Genomic DNA, 23872 nt, shown 5'->3' with positions numbered 1-23872 from the left:
CCTTACGCCATCAGGGTCAGAATCAGGCCGCCGGCAATGACCGACGCAATCTGGCCCGAAACATTTACGCTGATGGAATACATCAGCAGGAAATTCTGGTTGTCCTCCTCAAGGCCCATCTTGTTGACAACGCGCCCGCTCATCGGGAAAGCGGAAATGCCCGCCGCGCCGATCATGGGGTTCAGCTTTTTGCCCTCGGGCAGGAACAGGTTCAGCAGCTTGGCAAACAGCACGCCGCCCGCCGTGTCAAACACAAAGGCGACCAGGCCCAACGCCAGGATCAGCAGCGTGTCGGGGCGCACGAACTTGTCGGCGGTCATCTGCCCGGCCACCGTCAGGCCCAGCACAATGGTGATCAGGTTGGCCAGCACGTTCTGGGCGGTCTCGCTCAGGGCGTTCAGCACGCCGCACTCACGCAGCAGGTTGCCGAACATCAAAAAGCCGACCAGCGCCACGCTGGCGGGGGCGACCATACCGGCAATCACGGTGACGACCACGGGGAACAGAATTTTGGTCAGCTGGCTGACATTGCCCTTCTGGTACGGCATGCGGATGCGGCGCTCCTTCTGGGTGGTCAGCAGCCGAATGACGGGCGGCTGCACAATGGGCACCAGCGCCATGTAGCTGTATGCCGCCACCATAATGGCGCCCAGATACTGCGAATTCAGCGTATTGGCGACAAAAATGGCCGTGGGGCCGTCCGCTGCGCCGATCACGGCGATGGACGCGGCGTCCTTGATGTCAAAGAAAAAGCCCGCCAGAAACAGCGTGAAAAAGATGCCGAACTGCGCCGCCGCGCCGAACAGCATCAGCCACGGCTTTTCCAGCAGCGGGCCGAAGTCGATCATCGCGCCGATGCCGATGAACAGCAGCAGGGGAAACAGCTCGTTGGACATACCGGCGTCAAACAGCGCCGAGATGGGTCCCACCGTGTCGCCCTGGGTGATGGCACCCGACAGCGGCAGGTTGACGAGAATCGCGCCGAAGCCCATCGGCAGCAGCAGGCTCGGCTCCATTTTTTTGGCGATAGCCAGGTAGATCAGCAGGGCGCCGATGCCCCACATGACCACCATCTGCCAGGTCAGGTTTCCGAAATTGGAAAACAGCGCGGCGAATGTGTTCAAAAAATCCATAGGTTCTCTTGCCTCCTCCAAGATTTTGCGGCAAGAAAAAAAGACCCCTGCCGCAGCCAATATCTGCGACAAAAGTCTCAAGCGAACACATAGCACCGGGCGTTTTTTGCCGTGATGACGCTGCTATGCAGCAGCCCGCCGCAGCGGAACTGCCCTTTACTCCCTTTTATCTGCGCTTATTATAGCAGACCGCCGGGCGTTTGTAAAGAGAAATCGCCGGATTTACGGCGATTTTATGATTGTCCGGCGGGGTTGGGTCACCCCGCCCTACATCGTACTATATAAAAAATGTGCCCGCTTGCGCGGGCACACCTTATCTAAACTCTGAACTCTTAACTCTCAACTCTGAGAATATTATTCAGCTACCTTATTAAATACCTCTTTGTTCAGCTGGCCTTCGCTGTTGGCGACGGCGATGGAACAGGCGGCGTCACCGACGACGTTCAGCGAGGTGACCAGCATCTCAATGGGGCGGTTGATGGCCAGAATGATGGTGTAGGCCATCAGGGCCATGTCGTTGCCGTAGCCCATGCCGGACAGGATGGTGAACAGGATCACGGCACCGGCACCGGGGGCGGCGGGCGTACCGATGGAGGCCACCAGCGCCAGAATACCGATCATAAAGATGGAACCGAAGGTGACCTCATAGCCGCCGCAAGTGGCAATGAAGATGGCGGCGATGACCTGCATGATGGCGGTGCCGTCCATGTTGACGGTCATGCCCAGGGGCAGCACGAAGGAGGCAACTTCCTCGTCAACGCCCAGCTCCTCGACGGTGGTCTGGAGATTCAGCGGCAGGGTGGCGGCAGAACTGGAGGTGGAGAAACCGAACATGGCAACCTTGGCGATCTTTCTGACGAAGGTCAGGCCGCTCATGCCGGTGGTGATGCGTACAAACAGGCCGTAGCCCACAACCAGCACGGTCAGAAGCAGCACGATGGTGATGCAGACATAGGCCAGCGCGGGGGTCAGGTAGTTGATGCCGTAGGCGGCAAAGGTGCGGGTCAGCAGGCAGAAAATGGCAATGGGGCCAAACTTGTTGACAATGATGGTCAGCAGGCCGGTGATAATGGCGGAGGTCTCGTCGCACAGGCGGATCAGTACGTCAAATTCCTTGTCGGAATTGTTGATGACAACGCCCACGGTCACGGCCACCACCACGATGGCTAGCACACCGCCGTTGTTGGAGAAGGCGGCGGTCAGGTTGTTGGGCACGGCGTTCAGCACGATCATCAGCGGGTTGGAGCCGGTCGAACCGGTGGAGGCGGTGACGTCGCCCAGCACGGTGTGGGAGAACGCACCCAGCTTGTAGGCAGCAAAGCCCACGACACCGGCGATCAGCAGGGAAACGGCGGTGGTCAAAAAGAAGCAGCCCAGCGTCTTGGTGGACAGGCGGCCCAGCTTGCGGGAATCGGAAATGCGGACCATGGCCAGCACGATGGAACAGAACACCATCGGGACAATGATCAGCTGCAGGGAACGCACAAACAACTGCCCGACCAGATAGAACAGGCCCAGCGCGGTCTCGTTGCCGGCAACACTGATGTCAGCAAAGAAGATCGAATTGATGAACTGCCAGGTTTCCTGCCCGCCGTTGGCGTTCAGGGTCTCGCGCAGGGCAATCAAACCGACGCCGCACGCAAGGCCGAGCAACATGGCAACCATCATTTTAAAGGCCAATCTGTTAGAACTGTCTTTTTTCATGTTATACCACCCCGAAAATTATTCAATTTTACTGTTTTGTGTCACGGGTTGGCTCAACGGAGCCTTGACACACTGGGTGCCATTATACCACGGTTTTCGACAGTTGAAAAGGGGGAACTTCCAAAAACGGCAAATAGCGCAAAAAAGGTGCGTTGCGGCGCAAAAATGCAGTCATGTTTTACAACGGCAGTTCCGTGCCGTCCAGTACGGCGCGGGTCAGTGTGTCGCCGTCATAGTAGAGTTCTAAATGGAAAAACGGCGCGTTATCGTTCAACAGCTGAAAAAACAGCTTGTCCCCCTGCCAGATGGGCAGCTGCGTCACCTCGGCCTTGGGCACCCATTCCGGCGTGCCTTCGTCGCAGTCAATCGGCTCGCCGCAAAAATCCGTGCAGGTGAACAGGTGCATCCGCTCGGCGGGCCACGGCGGGGCGTAAAAATCCACAATGCCGCGGTAGGCGGGGTCTCGCATCGTAAAGCCGGTTTCCTCAAGCACCTCGCGCAGCACGCAGGCAAGGGCGTCCTCGCCCGGCTCAAATTTGCCGCCGACGCCCACCCACTTGTCGTGGTTGACGTCGTTCTTCTTTTTTACGCGGTGCAGCATCAGATAGCAGCCGTCTTTTTCCAAATAGCAGAGGGTGGTTTGCAGCATAGGGGAAAACTCCTTTCCGGTATAAAAAGGCGAGATTTACAAATACTACCAAAGGCAACACCGCACAATTCCCGCCTGACGGCTCAAGCACCGCTCCGGCGGCTGCGGCACGGCATCTGCGTTGCCAAAATGCTCGATAAGACATCCAGTATTATCTGCGCTTTTGGCTTAGCAGCTGCCGCACCTCGCTCGCCGTATCGGCACTTAGAATTATGCGGTATTGCCCATCAACAAAAGAGAAGGGGAATTGCTATGAAATCCACAGGAATTGTACGCCGCATCGATGAATTGGGGCGCATTGTCATCCCCAAGGAGATACGAAAGACACAGCATATCCGCGAGGGTGACGCGCTGGAAATTTTTGCCGCCGCTGACGGGGAGGTCGTATTCAAAAAATATTCGCCGCTGGGCGGGCTGGGGCAGCCGGCAAGGGACTATGCCGAGGTGCTGGCCAAGAGCCTGGGCTGCGCGGTCGTCATCTGTGACAGGGGCAGTATCCTTGCGGCGGCAGGGCTGCCCAAAGGCGAGGCGTCGGCGCTGGTGGGGTGTGCCGTTTCGCCGGAGGTTGAGCACCTGCTGGCGGCGCGTCGGCTGTACAAGGCGCGGCCCGGCGGGGCCGATTTGCGGCTGTGTGAGCGCGGGGACTGCCGCATTCTGTGCGCCGCGCCCATTGTGGTGCAGGGTGATGTGGAGGGCGGGGTGCTGCTGACGGGCGGCGAAAAAGCAAAGCCCGCGTCGCCGGAGGCGGCGGCAGCAGTCGGCACGGCAGCGGCCTTTTTGGCGAAATGTCTGGAATAGCCGCCTTGCCTGTCGAAAGCTCTTGTAGGGGCGAGCATTGCTCGCCCGTGCCCGTTTACCTTGTAAGAAAACTGCCCAGAAAAACGCGATGCTGCGCCAAACTGGCGGGCGACCGATGGTCGCCCCTACACATTATAATAGACCAAGAACGTGATTTTTGACACGCTGCCGCCGCACAGACAGACCGTCCCCTGCAAACCCGCCGAAAGTTCGCAACCTTTATGAACAAGCTACCTATATAAGTATACGACCCCTTTTCCCGCAAAGTCAACCGTGCCGGGAACGACCGTTTGTGACGAAACTGTTAAACTTGAAAAATCTTTCGCAAAACCTCTTGACTAATTGAAAAATGGGCATATAATAAACTTAGCACTCGGAGATATGGAGTGCTAAACAAACAGTGACACACAGCAAAAGGAGATGAGCAGGTTGGCAATGGATGCACGCAAGCAGCGTATTTTGGAAGCCATTGTTGCCCTGTATGCCAACGACGGCGAGCCGGTCGGTTCGGGTCTTTTGGCAAGCTACTTTGATATGGCACTGTCCAGCGCGACACTGCGCAACGAGATGGCGGCGCTGACCAAGCTGGGTCTGCTGGAGCAGCCCCACACCAGCGCCGGGCGGGTGCCCAGCACACAGGGGTATCGCTACTATCTGGATCACCTGATCGAGGCGCCCGACACCGCCCCCCTGGATGAGGCGGATCGCAGCCACATCGACGCGCTGTTTGCCGATATGGACGCCGAGCCGGAAAAGCTCGTTCCCGCCGCGGCCCGCAGCCTGGCCGATTTGACCGGCTGCGCCGCAGCCGCCACCACGCCGCAGGCCCCCGACCTTTGCATTGCCCACTTTGAGGTCGTGCAGGTGGGGCGCTACTCCGCCGCCGTGCTGGCCGTAACCAGTGCGGGCGGTGTGCGTACCCGCGTGGCGCGGGTGGACACGGGGCTTTCCCGCGATGACGCCGCCAGTCTGGCGCAGCTTTTGAACCGCGGTCTTACCTTTGTGGCACCGCAGGATCTAAGCCCGATGCTGACCGCCAGCATGGTGCTGGCAGCCGGGCAGCGGCTGGCCCCCGTGGTCATGGCCGCGCAGGCGCTGGTCACCACCGGCAGCCAAGCCTACTTAGAGGGCGCGCAGTATCTGGCAAAGATGCTGGAGGTTCGCCAAAATCTCGGCACGCTGCTGGAGATATTTTCCGACAACGAGGCCGCGTCCGAGCTGATCCGCCCCGAGGGCGGCAAGATCACCGCCACCCTGGGCAGCGACTTAGAGCCGCCCATGCCGGGGGCCTGTATCGTCAGCAAGCGTTATCTTGCGGGCGGCGGCCTGACAGGGTCGGTGGCGCTTATCGGTTCGACCCGCATGGAATATCAACGCCTGCTGCCGATCCTTGACTACTTTGCCGCCAAGCTGGGGCAGAGCATGGCAGGGCAGGGGCTATAACAGGTAAGGAGGACCCGCAATGAGTCACGAAGAAGAAAAAAAGAACGCCGCGCAGGAGCCGGAGACCGCAGAGGTCAAGACGGAAGCCAACACCGAGGCCAAGACCGAAGCAGAAGCCCCCGCCCCCGAAAAGGCGCCTAAGCACGAGAAGAAGCGTCACGAGACGGCTGCGCTGGAAGCCAAGCTGGACGCCGCCGAAAAAAAGGCCGACGACCTGAAAAGCCAGCTGTTGCGCACCGCCGCCGAGTATGACAACTACCGCAAGCGCAGCCAGCGCGAGGCTGACCAGAAATTCAACGACGGTGTTTCCCACGCCGTAACGCAGATTTTGGGCATCCTCGACACGCTGGATATGGCGGCCAACGCCGCCTGTGCCGACGAAAACTACAAAAAGGGCGTGATGATGACGCTGGACAAGGCCGGGCAGGCTTTGGAAAAGCTGAACATCACCGAGATCGAAGCGCAGGATAAGCCCTTTGACCCCAACCTGATGAACGCCGTGCAGCAGGTCCCGCCGCAGGACGGGCAGGAAAGCGGCACCGTGGTGCAGGTTTTCCAGAAGGGCTACAAGATCGGCGATAAGATCATTCGCCACGCCACCGTTGTGGTGGCCGAATAAAGCCTGACCGGGCCGCAAGACCCGTTCACATAAATTCAAAAAATATTCACCGTTTTCAAAGCAGATTTGAAGGGAGTTTTATAGTATGAGCAAAATCATTGGTATTGACCTTGGTACCACCAATAGCTGTGTCGCCGTTATGGAAGGCGGCGACCCCGTAGTTATCGCCAACGCCGAGGGTGCCCGCACCACCCCGTCCGTTGTCGGCTTCACCAAGACCGGCGAGCGCCTGGTTGGCCAGGTTGCAAAGCGTCAGGCCATCACCAACCCCGAAAACACCATCTCCTCCATCAAGCGTGAGATGGGCACCGCAACCAAAGTCCACGCCGGCGGCAAGGATTACACCCCTGAGGAAATCAGCGCTATGATCCTGTCCAAGCTGAAGGCTGACGCCGAGGCGTATCTGGGCGAGTCCGTCACCGAGGCTGTCATCACCGTGCCCGCTTACTTCAACGACAGCCAGCGTCAGGCCACCAAGAACGCAGGCACCATCGCCGGCCTGAACGTCAAGCGTATCATCAACGAGCCCACCGCCGCCGCTCTGGCCTACGGTGTGGATAAGGAAACCGACCAGAAGGTCATGGTCTACGACCTGGGCGGCGGTACCTTCGATGTCTCCATCATTGAGATGGGCGACGGCGTTACCGAGGTTCTGGCCACCAACGGCGATACCCGTCTGGGCGGCGATGACTTCGACCAGCGCATCATCGACTGGATGGCAGAGGACTTCAAGCGCGAGAACAACATCGACCTGCGTCAGGACAAGATGGCTGCCCAGCGTCTGAAGGAAGCTGCCGAGAAGGCTAAGATCGAGCTGTCCAGCGCCACCACCACCAACATCAACCTGCCCTTTATCACCGCCGACGCCACCGGCCCCAAGCATCTGGACATGACGCTGACCCGCGCCAAGTTCAACGAACTGACCGCCGATCTGGTCGAGCGCACCATGACCCCCGTCCGCAAGGCTCTGGCCGATGCCGGCCTGAAAGCCTCTGACCTGTCCAAGGTCCTGATGGTCGGTGGTTCCACCCGTATCCCCGCCGTCTATGACGCGGTCAAGAAGGAGCTGGGCTGCGAGCCGTTCAAGGGCATCAACCCCGACGAGTGCGTTGCTGTCGGCGCTGCCATTCAGGGCGGCGTTCTGAACGGCGACAAGACCGGTCTGCTGCTGCTGGACGTTACCCCCCTGAGCCTCGGCATTGAGACCCTGGGCGGCGTCTGCACCAAGATCATCGACCGCAACACCACCATCCCCACCAAGAAGAGCCAGGTGTTCTCCACCGCTGCGGACAACCAGCCCAGCGTTGAGGTCAATGTCCTGCAGGGCGAGCGTGAGTTTGCCAAGGACAACAAGAGCCTGGGAACCTTCCACCTCGATGGCATCGCCCCGGCACCCCGCGGTGTACCTCAGATCGAAGTTACCTTTGATATCGACGCCAACGGCATTGTCCATGTAAGCGCCAAGGATCTCGGCACCGGCAAGGAGCAGAGCATCACCATCACCGCTTCCACCAACATGAGCAAGGACGACATCGACAAGGCTGTCAAGGACGCCGAGCAGTATGCCGCCGAGGACAAGAAGCGCCGCGAGGAGATCGATGTGCGCAACGGTGCCGACCAGATGGTGTTCCAGACCGAGAAGGCTCTGGGCGAGTTCGGCGACAAGGTTTCCGCTGAGGAAAAGACCGAGGTCGAAACCAAGCTGTCTGCCCTGAAGGAAGCCCTGAAGTCCGGCAGCATCGACGACATCAAGGCAAAGCAGGACGAGCTGCAGAAGGCTTTCTACGCCATCAGCGAGAAGGTCTACCAGCAGGCTGCCCAGGCACAGCAGGGTGCTCAGCCCGGCGCACAGCCCGGTGCCCAGCCCAGCGATGACGGCGCCGTTGACGCCGACTTCCACGAAGTCTAATGTAACTGAATAAACCCGCTATGGCCGCCGCCGGACCCCAAACCCCGGCGGCGGCTCTTGGGGGTTTAAGCCCAAAACAGAGGGGATAGATTCTATGGCAGATAAACGTGATTATTACGAGGTGCTGGGCATCGGCAAAAACGCAACGGATGCCGAGATCAAAAGCGCCTACCGCAAGCTGGCCAAAAAGTACCACCCCGACCTGAATCCCGGCAACAAAGAAGCCGAGGAAAAGTTCAAAGAGGTCAACGAGGCAAACGACGTCTTGTCCAACCCGGACAAGCGCAAGCGCTATGACCAGTTCGGCTTTGCCGGGGTCGATCCCAATTACGGGGCCGGTCAGGGCGGCTATGGCGCCGGCGGTTTCGGCGGCTTTGGCGCAGGCGGTGTGGATCTGGGCGATATCTTCGGCGATTTGTTCGGCGGCGGTTTCGGTGGTTTCGGCGGTTCAAGCCGCGCCAACCCCAACGCCCCGCGCAAGGGCCATGATATCCAGGCCAACGTCATTTTGACCTTTGAGGAGGCCGCCCACGGCTGCACCAAAAAGGTTACGCTGAACCGTCAGCAAAGCTGCCCGGATTGCGGCGGCAACGGCTGTGCGCCCGGCAGCAGCCCCGAAACCTGCACCGAGTGCGGCGGCCGCGGCTATGTCGTGACCCAGCAGCGCACGCCTTTTGGCGTTATGCAAAGCCAGCAGCCCTGCCCGCACTGCGGCGGACGCGGCACCATCATCAAGAACCCCTGCAAGACCTGCCGCGGCACAGGCAAGACCGTTGCCCGCAAAACGCTGGAGGTCAAGATCCCTGCGGGTATCGACGATGACCAGAACGTGGCACTGCGCGGTCAGGGCGACGCCGGCACCAACGGCGGCCCCAACGGTGACGTGATCGTCCATGTGACCGTCAAGACCGACCCCGTGTTTGAGCGCGACGGCTACGATGTTTACGTCCGTGTGCCAATCACCTACTCGCAGGCAGTCCTCGGCGCAGAGATCGAGGTGCCCACGGTGGACGGCAAGGTTGCCCAGCGCATTCCGGAAGGCACGCAGAGCGGCACCAAGTTCCGTCTGTCGGGTCAGGGTATCCAGTATCTGAACGGACGCGGCCGCGGCAACCAGTACGTCATTGTGGAGGTCGAGATCCCCAAAAAGCTCAACCGCACCCAGCGTGACGCCCTGAAAGCCTTTGAGGACTCCCTCAGGGACGAAAACTACGAAAAGCGCAAGGGCTTTTTCAAAAACCTGAAAGATCGGTTTACATCGTAAATAGCGGCAAGGCAGCTGTCCTGAAAAGGGCGGCTGCCTTTTTTGGTGCGGGTTTGTTCTCTCTTTTGGCAGCAAAAGAGAGAACCAGAGAAAACTGCCGCTAGTTCCGAGGCGCGGGGCACGGCCAAGGGGCTACTCGCCCCTTGGAACCCCAAATAGGTGGGTCGCGGACGGGCGGGTCTAAAAAATCGTCAAGACACATTTTTTGACGCCCCGCCCACCCGCTCCCGTCTTACGGCTCCGCCGAAAAAATACGGAAGTTGGTTTTCTACCCGTTTGATTCTTTCTTATGGCTGGTTCGTAGGGAGGGGTCTTGACCCCTCCTTGCCGCCTTGCGGTTATTGCAATAACCAAAAAACCACCACCCCGTAGGGGCGGGGCATGCCCCGCCCGCGACAAAACGGCAACAACAATATTACGGGTACTCCGTAGGGGCGGCATATATGCCGCCCGCCGCAGCCATCCCGGCAAATCAACCTAACGGGCAAACCGCACAGGCGAGCAATGCTCGCCCCTACGATTCAAAAAGCATATCGAACCATCGGGAAAATTTCCACATCATAAAAATGTGCCCGCACGGCGGGCACACCAAATCGCAACTCTCAACTCTCCACTCTGCCCCTCAAAGCCCCAGATCCTCCAGCCTTGCCTGCAGCTCTGCCTCGTCGGCCAGCAAAATGCCCTGCTGCAAATTCAGATAATCGCTCTCCGGCAAAAGGCGGGTGTAAATTTCATCGTACTGCGCAAGGGGGCCTGCACCGTCGGCGGTGTATAACGCGGGGTGGCCGCCGTTGTCCCGCAGCATATACCGCGGTGCGGCGGGCTGCGGGCGGCGTGCCCACAAAACAAGCAGGGCCAGCAGCAGGGCAACCCCCGCCAACAACGGCAACATGACCGCACAACGCCGAAAATTCTCTCGCATAAAAAACACCCTCCTTTGGAGAATAGCAAACCTTTGGGGTTAGTATGGCATAAAAATGTGCAAAAACTCAAAAAGTTGTGAATTTTACATTCCGGGCTGTACTTTTACCGTCGGTTTGTGGTATAATTCATTCTATACCGGTTTGCAATCAGATGCTACTCGGCATCTTGTCTATAACTCTTAAAGGAGGCGGTTCCCATAGAACCCAATCAGAAACGCCAGCTTTCCACCAACGGTGCCAAAACGGCCCCCGCAGATGGTGCAGCCCCGGCCAAGAAAAAGAAAAAGCCCCGTCGCCGCCGCAGTATCCCCGGCATGATTTTCGGCTTCATCGGCTGTATGCTTTGCCTGTGCATCATGGCGGCCAGCGTCGGTTCGGTGCTGCTTGCCATGTATCTGGTGCAGGTCACCGCCAACGACAGCACCGTGCTGGACCTGGACAGCAGCCATCTGATGGAAGCCTCCATCGTCTACGCCGCCGACGGCAGCGAGTACGCCTACTTTACCCGCAGCGAAAACCGCATCAAGGTGCCGCTTTCCGAAATACCGGAAAACCTGCAGAACGCGGTCATCGCCGTTGAGGACAAAAACTTCCGCAACGAGCCGGGCATCAACCTCAAGCGTACCATCGCCGCTACCTTAAATATGATGACCGACAACGCTCTGCTCGGCTCACAGCAGGGTGCCTCCACGCTGGAACAGCAGCTCATCAAAAACCTGACCAAGGACGACGAGACCGACGCCCTGCGTAAGGTGCGCGAGATTTTCCGCGCGCTGGGTCTTGCCAAGCGTTACAGCAAGGACACCATTCTGGAAGCCTACCTCAACACCATCCCGCTGACCGGTATTATCCACGGTATGCAGGCGGGTGCCAACGCCTACTTTGACAAGGATGTCAGCGAGCTGAGCCTGGCCGAGTGCGCCGTGCTGGCCTCCATCAGTAAAAACCCCACGGGCTACAACCCCTTCACCAACCCCGAAAACCTGCTGCGCCGCCGCAACCACGTCCTGTACGAGATGTTCGACCAGGGCTACATCACCGAGAGTGAGTACAACGCCGCCCGCAACGAGCCGCTGACCGTTGTGGAAAGCAGCACCGCCAAGGCCAACGCGACCCGCAGCTCCAACAACTCCTGGTTTACCGACTCGCTGTACACCGAGCTGCGCAGCCAGCTTATCAACGATCTCGGCTACACCAAGGAGGAAGCGCAGGAGCTGATCTTCACCGGCGGCCTTCGCATTGAGTCCACCGTCGATACCCGCGTCCAGTCCGCTGTCGAGGAGGCTATGCTCGACGAGGAAGGCGTCATTCCCGCCATGTGGCACGAGGAACCCGTCTGCCTGCGCGACTACCCCGCCGAGACCAGCACCTGGGACATGGTACAGTACGACGAGGCTACCGGTCTGCCCATCACCAAGGACGGCTACGCCGTGTACGGCACCGACGATGTACCCGTTTACACCGACGAAACCAACGCCGAACTGAAGGTCGGCGAATCCACCGACCCCAACTATCCCAACGATGACACCGTCTACCTCTGCGTGTACGAAAAAGTGCGCTCTCAGGCCAGCATTGCCGTGCTGGATTACGACGGCAGTGTGCTGGGTATTGCGGGCGGTCTGGGCGAAAAGACTGTTGACATGGGCACCAACCGTGCCCTGCTGCCCCACCAGACAGGTTCTACCATGAAACCCATCGGCGCCTACTGCCTGGCGCTGGACAACAAGCAGATCACCTACTCCTCGCCCATTCAGGACCTGCCGCTTTACTCTGCCGCCGACCACAAGGTGCTGAAGGATTCCTACGTCGGCAAGATCAACCCGCTTTCCGCCCAGGCCCAGGCGCGTGACGATATCTGGCGCGCATGGCCTACCAACTACGGCAATGAAGGCGGCAACGGTGATATCGTGCTGGTGTACGACGCCCTGCGTCGATCCCTGAACACCGTCGCCGTCCAGCTGGGCAACATTGTCGGCGTGGATTACCTGTACGACTTTGTGCACGACACGCTGGAATGCAGCTACATCGACGCCGACAACGACATGGACCTGGCACCTCTGGTGCTGGGCGGCCAGACCAACGGCCTTACCGCCGTGCAGCTGGCAGGTGCGTACAGCATTTTCTATGACGGCACGTTTACCTCGCCGCATTTCTACACGATGGTCACCGACTCCAACGGCCGCGTTATCATCGATAATACCAAGTATATCAACACCACACAGGCCATCAGCAGCGACACGGCCTACATCATGAACCGCATGATGACCAACGTGCTGAAGTCCGGCGGCGGCACAGCCGCAGGCATGGCACCCAAGGGCGAAATGGACGCCGCCGCCAAGACCGGTACGACCTCCGACAACAAGGACTACACCTTTGCCGGCCTGACCCCCTACTATTGCACGGCAATCTGGTGGGGCTTTGACCGCCCGACCGATATGAGGCAGTACGGTGCCAAAACCGGTAAGGCTATCCAGCAGCTGTGGAAAAACCTGATGGAGGACTTGCAGGCCGACCTGCCCTACAAGGAGTTCCCTGTGGGCGAAAACGTCGTAGAGAAGTCCTTTAACGCAGCTACAGGCGTTGTCGGCTCCGGCGGGCAGAAGGGCTACTATACCGAGGATAACCTGCCCGATGCCACCTACATCGTGCAGCCTGCCGAACCTACCGAACCCGCCGCCTGACCCAAACCCTAACATGATACAGCCGCCTTTCGGTGTATGCCGAAAGGCGGCTGTTTTTGTGCAGTGTACAGTCAACCGCCGCACAAAAACACAGAGTTTTCAACCGACGTTCCTGTACAATGTGCTAAAAAGCGGTCAAATCAGCCAAAACCCCTTGCAACGACCACCTTGGTGTGGTAAGATTGGTACACGTTGATACTACATTTGTTTGCGAGGAGGCAACACAATGACCCAGCATAAATACCTGCTGGTACAGGCAGATGTCCTGCCGGAGGTTTTCGGCAAGGTGCTGCAGGCAAAGCAGCTTCTGGCATCGGGCGAGGTCGCCAACATTTCGGCGGCAGCCAAGCAGGCGGGTATTTCCCGCAGCGCGTTCTATAAATATAAGGATTGCGTCTTTGATGCAGAGACAGGCCGCGACACACTGACCGTCGTTGCCACCCTGCTGGACAAGACGGGGGCACTGCAAACGCTGCTGTCGGGCATTTCGGCGGCGGGCGGGTCCATTATGACCATCAACCAGTCCCGCCCCGAAAACGGTACCGCCCAGGTGGAGGTCACCGTGCGCACCGGCACCATGCAGATGTCGGTGGAGGAAATGCTGCTGCGGCTTTCGCACCAGCCCTGCGTGGTGGAGATCCACCGCGGCGTGTAAACAGGCAAAAGGGAATAGGGATAAGGGAGAGTATACCAATGGCTAAAATTGCGATTCTGGGCTTTGGCACCGTGGGCAGCGGTGTGCTGGAGGTTGTGCGCCGCAATGCGGCATCCATCGCCCGCCGCGTGGGCGAACCCGTGGAGGTCAAATACATCCTCGATGTGCGGGATTTTTCCGCCTCGCCCGATGCGGCGCTGTTTACCGACAGCATCGACACCATCTTAAACGACCCCGAAGTCAAGGTCGTGGTCGAAACCATCGGCGGCACACGCTTCGCCTTGCCTTATGTGCGTAAGTGCCTGGAAAGCGGCCGCAGCGTCTGCACCTCCAACAAGGAGATGGTCGCGGGCTACGGCGCCGAACTGCTGGCGCTGGCCAAGGCGCACAACGCCGCCTTTTTGTTTGAGGCCAGCGTGGGCGGCGGTACGCCCATCATCACCCCCATGCACCAGTGCCTGGCCGCCAACCACATCAGCCGCATCTGCGGCATCGTCAACGGTACCACCAACTTTATGCTGACCAAGATGAAGCGCGAAAACATGGGCTTTGACGAGGCCCTGCACATTGCCCAGCAGCTCGGCTATGCCGAGACCAAGGACCCCGGCGACGACGTGGACGGCCGCGATGCCTGCCGCAAGATCGCCATTCTGGCCAGCCTTGCCTGCGGGCATCACGTCTACCCCGACAACATCCCCGCGCGGGGCATCCGCGATATCACGGTGGCCGACATCAAGGCCGCCGAGCAGATGGACAGCGCCATCAAGCTGATCGCCTGGTACGACGAAAACGCCGGCGGCGCCATGGCTGCCGGGGTCGAGCCGATGATGGTCAGCAACGCCAACCAGCTGGCGGGCGTGGACGACGTCTTTAACGCCGTGCTGATGCGGGGCGATATGCTGGGCGACGTTGTGTTCTACGGCAAGGGCGCGGGCAAGCTGCCCACCGCCAGCGCCGTGGTGGCCGATGTCATCGACGCCTTAAAAGAGGGCGTAAAGATCCACGACAGCCTGTTCTGGGCCGAGGCAGAAAAGCCGGAGGGTCAGCTCAAAGATATCGGCGTGTACCCGTGGTACGTCCGCGCGGCGGGCGTTTCGGGCGCGGTGCTGCAAAGCGTGGCCGGGGACGCACAGCTCTTGTTTGAGGCCGACGGCGAGGCTGCCTGCCGCATCGACGCGGCGACCGAGGCGGATATCGACGCCCTGCGCCAGAAGCTGGCGGTACTGGGCGGCAGCGTAAAGCTGGCCATGAAACAACTGGCAGAATAAAGAGGGGCGGCATACTATGGTAACAGTAAGCGTACCGGCAACCAGCGCCAACGTGGGCGCGGGGTTTGACTCCTTAGGGTTGGCGGTTTCGATGCACAACGTCTTTACGTTTGAGGAAAGCGACCGCATCCAGATCAGCTCGGTGGACGGCACCCATGTCCCCGCCGGCTCCAACAATCTGGTGTTCCGCTCGGCGCGGGTCGTCTACGACCAGCTGGGGCTGCCCCTGCGGGGGCTGCGCATCACCCAGCGCAACGATATCCCCATGGCGCGCGGCCTGGGTTCCAGTTCGGCCTGCATTGTGGCGGGTATTCTGGGGGCCAACGCCCTGCTGGGCAACAAGCTGACCCGCCGCCAGATGCTGACACTGGCCACCTCCATCGAGGGGCATCCCGACAACGTTGCCCCCGCGATGCTGGGCGGGTTTGTGACCAGCGTCATTGACGAGGGCCAGGTGTACAGCGTCAAGAAAAACATCGACCCCGAGCTTGCCTTTGCGGCCTTTGTGCCGGATTTCCGCCTGCTGACCAGCAAGGCGCGCGCAGCGCTGCCCCAAATGGTCAGCCACAAGGACGCCGTGTACAACCTGTCCCGCGCGGCGCTGGCCACCGCCGCTTTCTGCGACGGCAACTACGCCCTGCTGGGTGTGGCCACCAAGGATGCCCTGCACCAGCAATACCGCCTGCCGCTGATAGAGGGCGGCGACGAGGTCTTTGAGCTTGCGCAGGACTTGGGTGCGCTGGCTGTCTACATCTCCGGCGCGGGGCCGACCATCATGGCGGTCGTGCGCAAGGACGATGACGAGTTCTTTGTTCGGGCCGAGGCCGCCTTGCAGCAGCCGGGGGCGCTGAACCACTTTACTGTGCATCGCCTGCTGGCCGACAACACCGGCGCAGTGGTACGGTGATATAGAGGAGGAAAGTATAGAAATGGGTTTGATCGTACAAAAATTCGGCGGCAGCTCGGTTCGTGATCGCGACCGCATCTTTAACGTCGCCCGCATCATCCGGAACACCCGCAACGCGGGCAACGATGTGGTGGTCGTGGTTTCGGCCCAGGGCGACACCACCGACGACCTCATCGCCAAGGCGGCGGAAATTACCTGCAATCCCTCCCACCGCGAGATGGATATGCTGCTGGCGGCAGGTGAGGAAATCTCCATCTCGCTGCTGGCCATGGCCTTGCAGGAGCTGGGCGTTTCCTCCGTCAGCCTGACGGGTTGGCAGGCGGGCTTCAGCACCGACCGCGCCTACTCCAAGGCGCGCATCAAGCGCCTGAACACCGAGCGTGTCGAGAGCGAGCTGGCCCGCAACCGTGTGGTGGTCGTGGCAGGCTTTCAGGGCCTGAACCGCAGCGATGACATTACCACGCTGGGACGCGGCGGCAGCGATACCTCCGCCGTGGCGCTGGCCGCTGCGCTGCATGCCGACCGCTGCCAGATCTTCACCGATGTCGAGGGTGTCTACACCGCCGACCCGCGCAAGATCCCCAAGGCGACCAAGCTCAAGGAGATCACCTTTGACGAAATGCTGGAGCTGGCGTCGCTGGGCGCACAGGTGCTGAACAACCGCAGCGTAGAGCTTGCCAAAAAGTACAATGTCGAGCTGGAGGTCATTTCCAGCATCAATCCGGTGCCCGGCACCGTTGTTAAGGAGGAAACCAAAGTGGAAGGTATGCTGATCAAGGGTGTCGCCAAGGACACCGACATTGCCGTTTTGACCGTCCGTGACGTGCCCGACGTGCCCGGCATGTCGTTTAAGATCTTCAGCCTGCTGGCGCAGAAGAACATCAACGTCGATATCATCCTGCAGACCACCGGCCGCGACGGCAAAAAGGACATGAGCTTTACCGTGCCGCTGGGCGACGCCGAAAGCGCCGTGGCCGCCTTGCAGAGCGCGACCTCCCGCTTTGGCGGCGGCGAGGTCACCGTAAACAAGAACTTTGCCAAGGTGTCCATCGTGGGCGCAGGTATGCAGAGCCATTCGGGCGTTGCCAGCACGATGTTTGAGGCGCTGTTCAACCAGAACATCAACATCCACATGATCTCCACCAGCGAGATCAAGATCAGCGTCGTCATTGACGAAAAGGACGCCGACAAAGCCGTGGCAGCCATCCACGACGCCTTTATCAACTAAGCGCAACCGTTTTTATAGAGGGGAAAGGGTAGACCCCGGCAGCCGAGAATGGTCTCGGCCGCCGGGGTCGTTTGGTTATAAGGGGGTTCGTCAAAAAATCTGCCGACCGTCCACAAATTTTGCCGTCAGGCTGCCCTTGCCCAGATAGGCGTAGCGCTCCAACCGCTCGGCGGGCGTGAAATCCCGCTGGTTGCGCAGGGCGCTGTCGTCCAGAACCAGCGCGTCCAGCGCGTAGCCCGGCTCAAACAGGCCCAGCTGCACACCGTAGTCGCGCCAGAAATCGCCGCCGCCTACGGTGGCAAGGTACAAGGCCTCCACCATCGTCAGCGGGGCTTCGGTCTGGTCCACATAGCGCCAGCGCAGCTTGCTGACCTGCATGGCGGACGCCATCACGGCAAACAGGTCCAGCGTGTGGCCGCCCGCCACATCGCTGCCCAGGCCGACGCGCCAGCCGCCCCGCAGATAATGCGCGGCGGGGGCAATGCCCGCAATGACGTTCTCGTTGCTGGTGGGGCAGTGGGCGATCATCACGCGGTTGCGCTTCATCAACGCCTGTTCCTCCTCGCCGCTGTAAATGCAGTGTGCCATCACGGTGGGAACCTCGCCGCCGAACAAGCCGTGGCGGCTGTAGCTTTCGCCGTAAAAGCGGGTGCCGGGGCAAAGCTCGGCTACCCACGCGATCTCGGACGGATTTTCCGAAAGATGGCTCTGCGCGGGGACTTTGTATTCGGCAGCCAGCTTGCCCAGCCCCGCCATATATTCGTCGCCCGTGCTGGGGGTAAAGCGCGGGGTCAGCATCGGGCGCACCGCACCGCTGTGCAGCATATCTTCGGCGCGGCAGGCGTCCAGCCAGCGGCGCGTCTCGGCAAGCCCGGCGGCGGCGCTCGGTTCACGGTAGCTGTCGGGGCTGTTGCGGTCCATCGCCAGCTTGCCCACAAAGGCACCCAGCCCGGCGTCCTTCAGCTGGTGCATCAGCTCCAGCGTGGCGTCGGTGTGCAGCGTGGCAAAGATGCAGGCGCGGGTCGTGGCGCTGGCTTTTAAGTCGCGCACAAAATAGCCGTAGCCCAGCTTGGCGTAGTCGGGGTCGGCGTAGCGGGATTCTTCGGGGTAGGTGTAGCGCTGCAGCCAGTCCAGCAGCTCTAAGTCCATCGCCGTGCCGCAGTAGCTGTACTGGGGCGCGTGCAGGTGCAGGTCCACAAGACCCGGTGTGATCAGCTGCCCGGCGTAGTCCCGCACCGGCACCCCGGCGGGGGCATCGGGCGAAAACGCGGCGCAGACGCCGTCCTCACACAAAAGATAGCCCGTGCGCACCCGCAGCGCATCGGGGGTGGGCGTGTCCACAAAGGTGCCGTGTAAAGCAAAGCGGTTCATAAGGGTGACCTCCGATAAATACTGTACCTTCTATTATACCGTACCCGCCGCGAAGCTGCAAGTTATGATTTACTTTTTCATAAAATGGGCGTATAATATAAAAGATTATTGTTAAGTGAGGATTTACGATTGGAACGCAAACAACTGGCACCCGGCGTGCATATCACAACGCTGGAAGCCGATAAATTCAACCGCTGCCGCATCGCCATCCATCTGCGATTCCCCGCGCGGCGCGACACCGCCACGCTGGACGCCGTGCTGACCCAGGTGCTGGAACGCGGCTATGCCGCCTGCCCCGATATGACCGCCCTGTCCCGCAAGCTGGCGGGGCTGTACGGCGCCGATCTGGGCGTGGAACTGAGCGGCGCGGGCATAGACCGCGTGCTGTCGGCGGACATCTGCGGCATCAAGGACGCCTACGCGCTGGCAGGGGAAAACCTGACCGACGCCTACGCCGATATTGTTTTCGGCACCGTGTTTGAGCCGTACCTTGTGGACGGTGTCTTTGACGCCGAGGCTGTGCGCATCGAGACCGAGACCCAGGCGCGGCGCTTGCAGGCAGAGTTCAACGCCAAGCGTCTGTACTGTGTGCGCCAGGCGCGCCGCAAATTTTACGGCGATTCCCCTGCGGGCATCGAACTGGGCGGCTACCCCGATGAGCTGGCCTCCGTCACGCCCGCAGCCCTGAAAGCCGAGTACGACCGCATCTTGACGCAGTCCCGCATCGACGTGATGGTGCAGGGCACCGACGCCGCGCGGGTGGCGGAAAAGCTGCTGCACCGTCTGGACGGTGTGCGGCGCGACCCGCAGGAGCTGGGCGCACTGGTGGCCATGCCCCGCACGCCGCTGCGCCGCTATACCGAAAAACTGCCCGGCCTGACGCAAGCCAAGCTGTGTATGCTGTTTACGACCGGCAGCGCTGACGATGTGCCCACCGTCAGCGCCCTGCGCGTGGCCATGAACCTGCTGGGCGGCGCGTCCACCAGCCGACTGTTTATGAACGTGCGCGAAAAGCAATCGCTGTGCTACTACTGCGGCGCGGCAGCGCACCGCGCCACGGGCGCCATGATGATTGACTCCGCCGTCGAACCCGGCAAGGTCGAACAGGCCGAGGCCGCCCTGCTGGCCGAGTGGGAGGGGCTGAAAAAAGGCCCCATCACGCAGGAGGAAATGGACGACTGCCGCCGCGGGCTGCTTTCGGGCATGGACGCGCTGGAGGACAGCCTCTCCGCCCTGGAGGGCTGGTACTACGGGCAGATCTTGCGCGGCGAGCCGCTGTATCCGCCCGCCTACGGCAAGGTGCTGACAAGCGCCGTTACCATCGACGAGGTGCGCCGCGTGCTGGAACGGTACAGCTACTCGGTGGGGTATGTGGTCACCGCCCGCCCCGGCACCGAGGGAAAGGGGGACCCCGATGAGGAATAATACACCCTCCGCCGCAAGCAGCGCCGTGGGCTGCCAAAGCGTCACGCTGCCCAGCGGTCTGCGCGTCATCTGCCGCACCATGCCGGGTTACAGCTCGGTGCACGGCTTTTACGCCACGGATTTCGGCTCGGTACATCGTCAATTTACGCTGGACGGGCGCACGGTCACCCTGCCCGCGGGCACGGCGCATTTTATGGAGCACAAAATGTGCGAAACCGCCGCGGGCGACACCTTTGCCCTGTACGCCAAAACGGGCGCGTCCGCCAACGCCTTTACAGGGTATGACCGCACCTGCTATGTCTTTTCCGCCACCGAAAAAATCGACGAAAATCTGGACATTCTGCTGGGTCAGGTGGGCAAGCCGTGGTTTACCAAGGCGAGCATCGCCAAGGAACAGGGCATCATCGCGCAGGAAATCAAAATGTACGACGACAGCCCCGACTGGCGGCTGCTGAACGCCTTGTTCCGCGGGCTGTACCGCGCCCACCCCCTGCGGGAGGACATCGCCGGTACCGTGCAGAGCATTGCCGAGATCACCCCGCCGCTGCTGTACGACTGCGCCAAGGCGTTTTACGCGCCGCAAAACATGGTGCTGTCGGTGGCGGGCAAAATCACACTGGGCCGGGTGGTCGAGGCCTGCAAGCGCAACGGCCTGTACCGCGCGCGCAAGCCCCACACCGTAAGCTGGGCTATCCCCGCGGAAACAGGGCCTGTCCCGCAAAAAGAGCAGCACTTTACCATGCCGATCAACCGCCCCTGCTTCGGCGTTGCCTACCGCGAGCCGCCGCTGGAAAAGGGCGACCTCAAGCGGGAGCTTCTGCTGGCGATGCTCAGCGATCTGATTTGCGGCGGCCTGACGGATTTTTACCGTGAATTGTACGATACATCGCTGGTAAACCCCGGCTTTTCCGGGGACTGCGTCACCGCGCCGGGCGCGTGCTGCGTTGCCTTTACCGGCGAGAGCGAGCAGCCCCGCCAAGTCGCCGCGCTGCTGCAGCAGGAGATCGAGCGCCTGCGCCGCGACGGGTTCGACCCGGAAATTTTCCGTCTTGTCAAAAACCAGATGTACGGCGAAACGCTGGGCAGCATGGAGCAGCCCGACGAAGCCGCCGAGGACGCTGCCGACGCCTGCCTGAAGGGCCGCACGCTGGCAGAGGAGATTGAGGCACTGGCGGCGCTGACCGTGCAGGACGCCGACGAATTGCTGCGCACCGCCCTGCGGGAGGAAACCCGCGCCTATGTGCAGATCGACCCCGCCGAGGACGGGGATTGAGGGAGGTAAGTATCCATGATCTATCATGTGCAATTCCCCGCCTTGGGGTGGGAGTTTACCATCAACCGCGTGGCGCTGTCCATCGGCGGGTTCAACATTTACTGGTACGGCGTCATCATCGCCACGGGTATGCTGCTGGCGCTGCTGTTTGCCTTCCGCACGGCGGCGGATTTCGGCATTGACTCCGACCGTCTGGTGGATGTTGTCGCCGTCGGCACCGTGATGTCCATCGTCTGTGCGCGTATTTATTACGTTGCTATGGCACCTTTTGAATACCAAAGCATCTGGGAAATGCTCGACATCCGCCAGGGCGGCATTGCCATCTACGGTGCGGTCATCGGCGCGTTTGTCTTTGGCGGGCTGGCTGCCAAGTGGCGCAAGGTGCCGCTGCTGCCGCTGTTTGACTTGGCGTCCATGGGCTTTTTGATCGGGCAGGGCATCGGCCGCTGGGGCAACTTTGTCAACCAGGAAGCCTTCGGCACCAACACCACCCTGCCGTGGGGCATGTACAGCGAAGGCACCGAGGCATACCTGAAATCCATGCAGGTCACCCTGAAGGCGGGGACCACCGTGGACCCCACACTGCCCGTGCACCCTACCTTTTTATATGAGAGCATCTGGTGCCTGGTCGGCTTCGCGATGCTGGCGGCGCTGATCAAGCACCGCAAATTCAACGGGCAGATCTTCCTGAGCTATGCCGCGTGGTATGGCCTGGGACGCTCGTGGATCGAGGGTCTGCGCACCGATTCGCTGCTCATCGGCGGCACGGGTCTGCGCGCCAGCCAGCTGTTTGCCATCGTCACGGTGCTGGTGTCGCTGGTGCTGCTGGGTATCGGCCTCTACCGTGCGCGCGGCAAGCAGCTGCGGGTCACGCTGGCTGTGGCAGACCTCAAAAAACAGGCACAGGCGGGGGAACGCTTTGCCCCCGACACTCTGCCCGCAAATGCCCCCCACGCGGAGTTCGTCAAAGCCACCAAGGCGATGAACGACCGCTTAGCCGAGTTGGATTTGACGGTTCCCGACGTGGAGGAGCTGGAAAACCCCGAAGAATAAGCGAGGAAAGAGGGAAAGTATTATGGCAATCATTGACGGAAAAGCACTGGCCGCCGCCACCAAGGCGGAGGCCGCCCAAAAGGTGCAGGCGCTGCGCGAAAAGGGCGTTGTGCCGTGCCTGGCTGTGGTGCTGGTGGGCGAAAACCCCGCCAGCCAGGTGTATGTGCGCGGCAAGGTGAACGACTGCGCCGAGTGCGGTATTGAGAGCCGCAGCATCCATATGGCCGAGACCGCCACGCAGGACGAGGTGCTGGCGCAGGTGCGTGCGCTGGCGGCGGATGCGTCGGTACACGGCATCCTTGTGCAGCTGCCGCTGCCCGCGCAGATCAACGAAAAAGCGGTCATCAACGCCATCCCGCCCGAAAAGGACGTGGACGGGTTTTCGCCCGTCAATGTGGGGCGTATGCAGATCGGCGAGCCTTGCTATCTGCCCTGCACCCCGGCGGGCTGCATCCGCATGATCGAGTCCACCGGCACCGACATCTGCGGCAAAAATGCCGTGGTCATCGGGCGCAGCAACATTGTGGGCAAGCCTGCCGCCATGCTGCTGCTGGAGAAAAACGCCACGGTCACCATCTGCCACTCCAAGACGAAAAACCTCAGGGAAATTTGCGCCGCCGCCGATATTCTGGTGGCAGCCGTGGGGCGTGCGGGCTTTGTGACCGGCGATATGGTTAAGCCGGGCGCCGTTGTCATTGATGTGGGCATCAACCGCGGTGCCGACGGCAAGCTGCACGGCGATGTGGACTTTGCCGCCGCTGCCGAAAAGGCCGCCTTTATCACCCCCGTGCCCGGCGGCGTCGGCCCCATGACCCGCGCCATGCTTATGCTCAACACCGTGCAGGCGGCCGCCCGCCAAAACGGGCTGGCATAAAGAAAAACTTTGCAGCCTGTCGAAAAAGCAAATTTTCAATCCATTTTCATCGGCGGACATGTGCCGACGATGAAAATACCGCTAGAGTCAAAAATCGCATTCGAGTCGCCGTCAGGCATGAGAACGTGATTTTTGGCGATAGGGTGAATCCAAAGGAGGGGTGCAGGAGCGTGGCGCAGCCACACTGCGACGAACCCCTTCTTTGAGCTTGTCGGGTGCCCCGACAAGCTCAAAACTTTGTCTTGCCGTGCAAAATGCGCTTGACAAAGCGCAATTTGTGTGGTAAGCTATATAAGCCGCTTGGTATGGGCCGTGGAAGTGTGCGGTTTTGCCGCAACGCCCTATTGTCCAGCGAGACTTTTTGAAAGAGGTTTTCCTATGTACGCAGTTATCAAAACCGGTGGCAAGCAGTACAGCGTTAAGGTCGGCGACGTCGTTTATGTCGAGAAGCTGAACGCTGAGGCTGATACCGAAGTCACCTTCGATCAGGTTCTGGTTGTTGGCGAGGAGGGCGCTGTCAAGGTTGGCGCTCCCGTCGTTGAGGGCGCTAGCGTTGTCGCCAAGGTCGTCAAGACCGGCAAGGGCAAGAAGCTCAACATCCTGACCTACCGTCCCAAGAAGGGCAGCATGGTCCGCAAGGGTCATCGTCAGCCCTACACCAAGGTGGAAATCACCGCGATCAACGGCTAAGGAGG

At 60.6% G+C, this 23872-nt stretch carries 20 protein-coding genes; 15 read left to right on the top strand and 5 right to left on the bottom strand.

Features of this window, described 5'->3' with window-relative positions; genetic code table 11:
- Positions 1-2 precede the first annotated feature (2 nt).
- The 3 genes from Q0I19_RS09135 to Q0I19_RS09125 form a co-directional block, all read right to left on the bottom strand.
- The gene (locus tag Q0I19_RS09135) at positions 3-1133 is read right to left on the bottom strand and encodes a sodium ion-translocating decarboxylase subunit beta (RefSeq protein ID WP_294759670.1); all 1131 of its coding nucleotides are present in this window, start codon (positions 1131-1133) and stop codon (positions 3-5) included.
- Between the two features lie 354 nt (positions 1134-1487).
- Positions 1488-2801 (bottom strand): dicarboxylate/amino acid:cation symporter, encoded by a 1314-nt coding sequence (locus tag Q0I19_RS09130; protein WP_294759668.1) that lies wholly within the window; start codon positions 2799-2801, stop codon positions 1488-1490.
- Positions 2802-3015: 214 nt separating this feature from the next.
- Positions 3016-3486, bottom strand: a complete 471-nt coding sequence (locus Q0I19_RS09125; protein WP_294759666.1) for an 8-oxo-dGTP diphosphatase — start codon at positions 3484-3486, stop codon at positions 3016-3018.
- A gap of 252 nt (positions 3487-3738) precedes the next feature.
- Here Q0I19_RS09125 and Q0I19_RS09120 point away from each other — a divergent pair, with 252 nt between their 5' ends.
- The 5 genes from Q0I19_RS09120 (at position 3739) to dnaJ (ending at position 9519) form a co-directional block, all read left to right on the top strand.
- Positions 3739-4284 carry a stage V sporulation T C-terminal domain-containing protein gene (locus tag Q0I19_RS09120; protein WP_294759664.1) on the top strand — a complete coding sequence of 182 codons (546 nt, stop codon included), beginning with the start codon at positions 3739-3741 and terminating at the stop codon, positions 4282-4284.
- A gap of 435 nt (positions 4285-4719) precedes the next feature.
- Entirely contained in the window at positions 4720-5727 is a 1008-nt protein-coding gene (hrcA, locus tag Q0I19_RS09115; protein ID WP_294759865.1) for a heat-inducible transcriptional repressor HrcA, read from the top strand.
- 19 nt (positions 5728-5746) lie between these two features.
- Entirely contained in the window at positions 5747-6346 is a 600-nt protein-coding gene (locus Q0I19_RS09110; RefSeq protein WP_294759663.1) for a nucleotide exchange factor GrpE, read from the top strand.
- Positions 6347-6431: 85 nt separating this feature from the next.
- Complete coding sequence (dnaK, locus tag Q0I19_RS09105) at positions 6432-8255, top strand: molecular chaperone DnaK (protein ID WP_294759662.1); 1824 nt, start codon at positions 6432-6434, stop codon at positions 8253-8255.
- 94 nt (positions 8256-8349) lie between these two features.
- Entirely contained in the window at positions 8350-9519 is a 1170-nt protein-coding gene (dnaJ, locus tag Q0I19_RS09100) for a molecular chaperone DnaJ (RefSeq protein WP_294759661.1), read from the top strand.
- A gap of 622 nt (positions 9520-10141) precedes the next feature.
- Here dnaJ and Q0I19_RS09095 read toward each other — a convergent pair.
- Positions 10142-10441, bottom strand: coding sequence for a hypothetical protein (locus Q0I19_RS09095; RefSeq protein ID WP_294759659.1), 300 nt, complete (start codon positions 10439-10441; stop codon positions 10142-10144).
- Between the two features lie 315 nt (positions 10442-10756).
- On the opposite strand from Q0I19_RS09095, the gene Q0I19_RS09090 reads away from it, so the two are divergent.
- The 5 genes from Q0I19_RS09090 (at position 10757) to Q0I19_RS09070 (ending at position 17181) form a co-directional block, all read left to right on the top strand.
- Positions 10757-13123 (top strand): transglycosylase domain-containing protein, encoded by a 2367-nt coding sequence (locus Q0I19_RS09090; RefSeq protein ID WP_294759658.1) that lies wholly within the window; start codon positions 10757-10759, stop codon positions 13121-13123.
- Between the two features lie 226 nt (positions 13124-13349).
- A complete protein-coding gene (locus Q0I19_RS09085) occupies positions 13350-13778 on the top strand; it encodes an ACT domain-containing protein (protein WP_294759657.1) in 429 nt (142 codons plus the stop codon).
- Positions 13779-13816: 38 nt separating this feature from the next.
- The gene (locus Q0I19_RS09080) at positions 13817-15046 is read left to right on the top strand and encodes a homoserine dehydrogenase (RefSeq protein WP_294759656.1); all 1230 of its coding nucleotides are present in this window, start codon (positions 13817-13819) and stop codon (positions 15044-15046) included.
- 16 nt (positions 15047-15062) lie between these two features.
- On the top strand, positions 15063-15953 hold the full coding sequence (gene thrB / locus Q0I19_RS09075; RefSeq protein ID WP_294759655.1) for a homoserine kinase: 891 nt from the start codon (positions 15063-15065) through the stop codon (positions 15951-15953).
- A 22-nt stretch (positions 15954-15975) separates the two neighbouring features.
- The gene (locus tag Q0I19_RS09070; protein ID WP_294759653.1) at positions 15976-17181 is read left to right on the top strand and encodes an aspartate kinase; all 1206 of its coding nucleotides are present in this window, start codon (positions 15976-15978) and stop codon (positions 17179-17181) included.
- 90 nt (positions 17182-17271) lie between these two features.
- Here the strand turns inward: Q0I19_RS09070 and Q0I19_RS09065 are convergent, their stop codons facing one another.
- Complete coding sequence (locus tag Q0I19_RS09065; protein ID WP_294759652.1) at positions 17272-18552, bottom strand: amidohydrolase family protein; 1281 nt, start codon at positions 18550-18552, stop codon at positions 17272-17274.
- 129 nt (positions 18553-18681) lie between these two features.
- Here Q0I19_RS09065 and Q0I19_RS09060 point away from each other — a divergent pair, with 129 nt between their 5' ends.
- The 5 genes from Q0I19_RS09060 (at position 18682) to rplU (ending at position 23867) form a co-directional block, all read left to right on the top strand.
- Positions 18682-19977 carry an insulinase family protein gene (locus tag Q0I19_RS09060; RefSeq protein WP_294759651.1) on the top strand — a complete coding sequence of 432 codons (1296 nt, stop codon included), beginning with the start codon at positions 18682-18684 and terminating at the stop codon, positions 19975-19977.
- The gene (locus tag Q0I19_RS09055) at positions 19967-21250 is read left to right on the top strand and encodes a pitrilysin family protein (protein ID WP_294759650.1); all 1284 of its coding nucleotides are present in this window, start codon (positions 19967-19969) and stop codon (positions 21248-21250) included. Before Q0I19_RS09060 ends, Q0I19_RS09055 begins: the two co-directional genes overlap by 11 nt.
- A 15-nt stretch (positions 21251-21265) precedes the next feature.
- On the top strand, positions 21266-22303 hold the full coding sequence (gene lgt, locus Q0I19_RS09050; protein WP_294759648.1) for a prolipoprotein diacylglyceryl transferase: 1038 nt from the start codon (positions 21266-21268) through the stop codon (positions 22301-22303).
- 19 nt (positions 22304-22322) lie between these two features.
- Positions 22323-23177 carry a bifunctional methylenetetrahydrofolate dehydrogenase/methenyltetrahydrofolate cyclohydrolase FolD gene (folD, locus tag Q0I19_RS09045; protein ID WP_294759864.1) on the top strand — a complete coding sequence of 285 codons (855 nt, stop codon included), beginning with the start codon at positions 22323-22325 and terminating at the stop codon, positions 23175-23177.
- A gap of 378 nt (positions 23178-23555) precedes the next feature.
- The gene (gene rplU / locus Q0I19_RS09040) at positions 23556-23867 is read left to right on the top strand and encodes a 50S ribosomal protein L21 (protein WP_294759647.1); all 312 of its coding nucleotides are present in this window, start codon (positions 23556-23558) and stop codon (positions 23865-23867) included.
- Positions 23868-23872: the final 5 nt, after the last annotated feature.

This window comes from uncultured Gemmiger sp., from assembly GCF_934561205.1.
GTDB lineage: Bacteria > Bacillota > Clostridia > Oscillospirales > Ruminococcaceae > Gemmiger.
This window is presented reverse-complemented; position numbering and strand designations above follow the sequence as displayed.

What these genes read in the sequence shown, in the direction of transcription:
- Q0I19_RS09135 (WP_294759670.1), bottom strand. Translation starts at nt 1,133, where the DNA reads ATGGATTTTTTGAACACATTCGCCGCGCTGTTTTCCAATTTCGGAAAC.
- Q0I19_RS09130 (WP_294759668.1), bottom strand. Translation starts at nt 2,801, where the DNA reads ATGATGGTTGCCATGTTGCTCGGCCTTGCGTGCGGCGTCGGTTTGATT.
- Q0I19_RS09125 (WP_294759666.1), bottom strand. Translation starts at nt 3,486, where the DNA reads ATGCTGCAAACCACCCTCTGCTATTTGGAAAAAGACGGCTGCTATCTG.
- Q0I19_RS09120 (WP_294759664.1), top strand. Translation starts at nt 3,739, where the DNA reads ATGAAATCCACAGGAATTGTACGCCGCATCGATGAATTGGGGCGCATT.
- hrcA (WP_294759865.1), top strand. Translation starts at nt 4,720, where the DNA reads ATGGATGCACGCAAGCAGCGTATTTTGGAAGCCATTGTTGCCCTGTAT.
- Q0I19_RS09110 (WP_294759663.1), top strand. Translation starts at nt 5,747, where the DNA reads ATGAGTCACGAAGAAGAAAAAAAGAACGCCGCGCAGGAGCCGGAGACC.
- dnaK (WP_294759662.1), top strand. Translation starts at nt 6,432, where the DNA reads ATGAGCAAAATCATTGGTATTGACCTTGGTACCACCAATAGCTGTGTC.
- dnaJ (WP_294759661.1), top strand. Translation starts at nt 8,350, where the DNA reads ATGGCAGATAAACGTGATTATTACGAGGTGCTGGGCATCGGCAAAAAC.
- Q0I19_RS09095 (WP_294759659.1), bottom strand. Translation starts at nt 10,441, where the DNA reads ATGCGAGAGAATTTTCGGCGTTGTGCGGTCATGTTGCCGTTGTTGGCG.
- Q0I19_RS09090 (WP_294759658.1), top strand. Translation starts at nt 10,757, where the DNA reads ATGATTTTCGGCTTCATCGGCTGTATGCTTTGCCTGTGCATCATGGCG.
- Q0I19_RS09085 (WP_294759657.1), top strand. Translation starts at nt 13,350, where the DNA reads ATGACCCAGCATAAATACCTGCTGGTACAGGCAGATGTCCTGCCGGAG.
- Q0I19_RS09080 (WP_294759656.1), top strand. Translation starts at nt 13,817, where the DNA reads ATGGCTAAAATTGCGATTCTGGGCTTTGGCACCGTGGGCAGCGGTGTG.
- thrB (WP_294759655.1), top strand. Translation starts at nt 15,063, where the DNA reads ATGGTAACAGTAAGCGTACCGGCAACCAGCGCCAACGTGGGCGCGGGG.
- Q0I19_RS09070 (WP_294759653.1), top strand. Translation starts at nt 15,976, where the DNA reads ATGGGTTTGATCGTACAAAAATTCGGCGGCAGCTCGGTTCGTGATCGC.
- Q0I19_RS09065 (WP_294759652.1), bottom strand. Translation starts at nt 18,552, where the DNA reads ATGAACCGCTTTGCTTTACACGGCACCTTTGTGGACACGCCCACCCCC.
- Q0I19_RS09055 (WP_294759650.1), top strand. Translation starts at nt 19,967, where the DNA reads ATGAGGAATAATACACCCTCCGCCGCAAGCAGCGCCGTGGGCTGCCAA.
- lgt (WP_294759648.1), top strand. Translation starts at nt 21,266, where the DNA reads ATGATCTATCATGTGCAATTCCCCGCCTTGGGGTGGGAGTTTACCATC.
- rplU (WP_294759647.1), top strand. Translation starts at nt 23,556, where the DNA reads ATGTACGCAGTTATCAAAACCGGTGGCAAGCAGTACAGCGTTAAGGTC.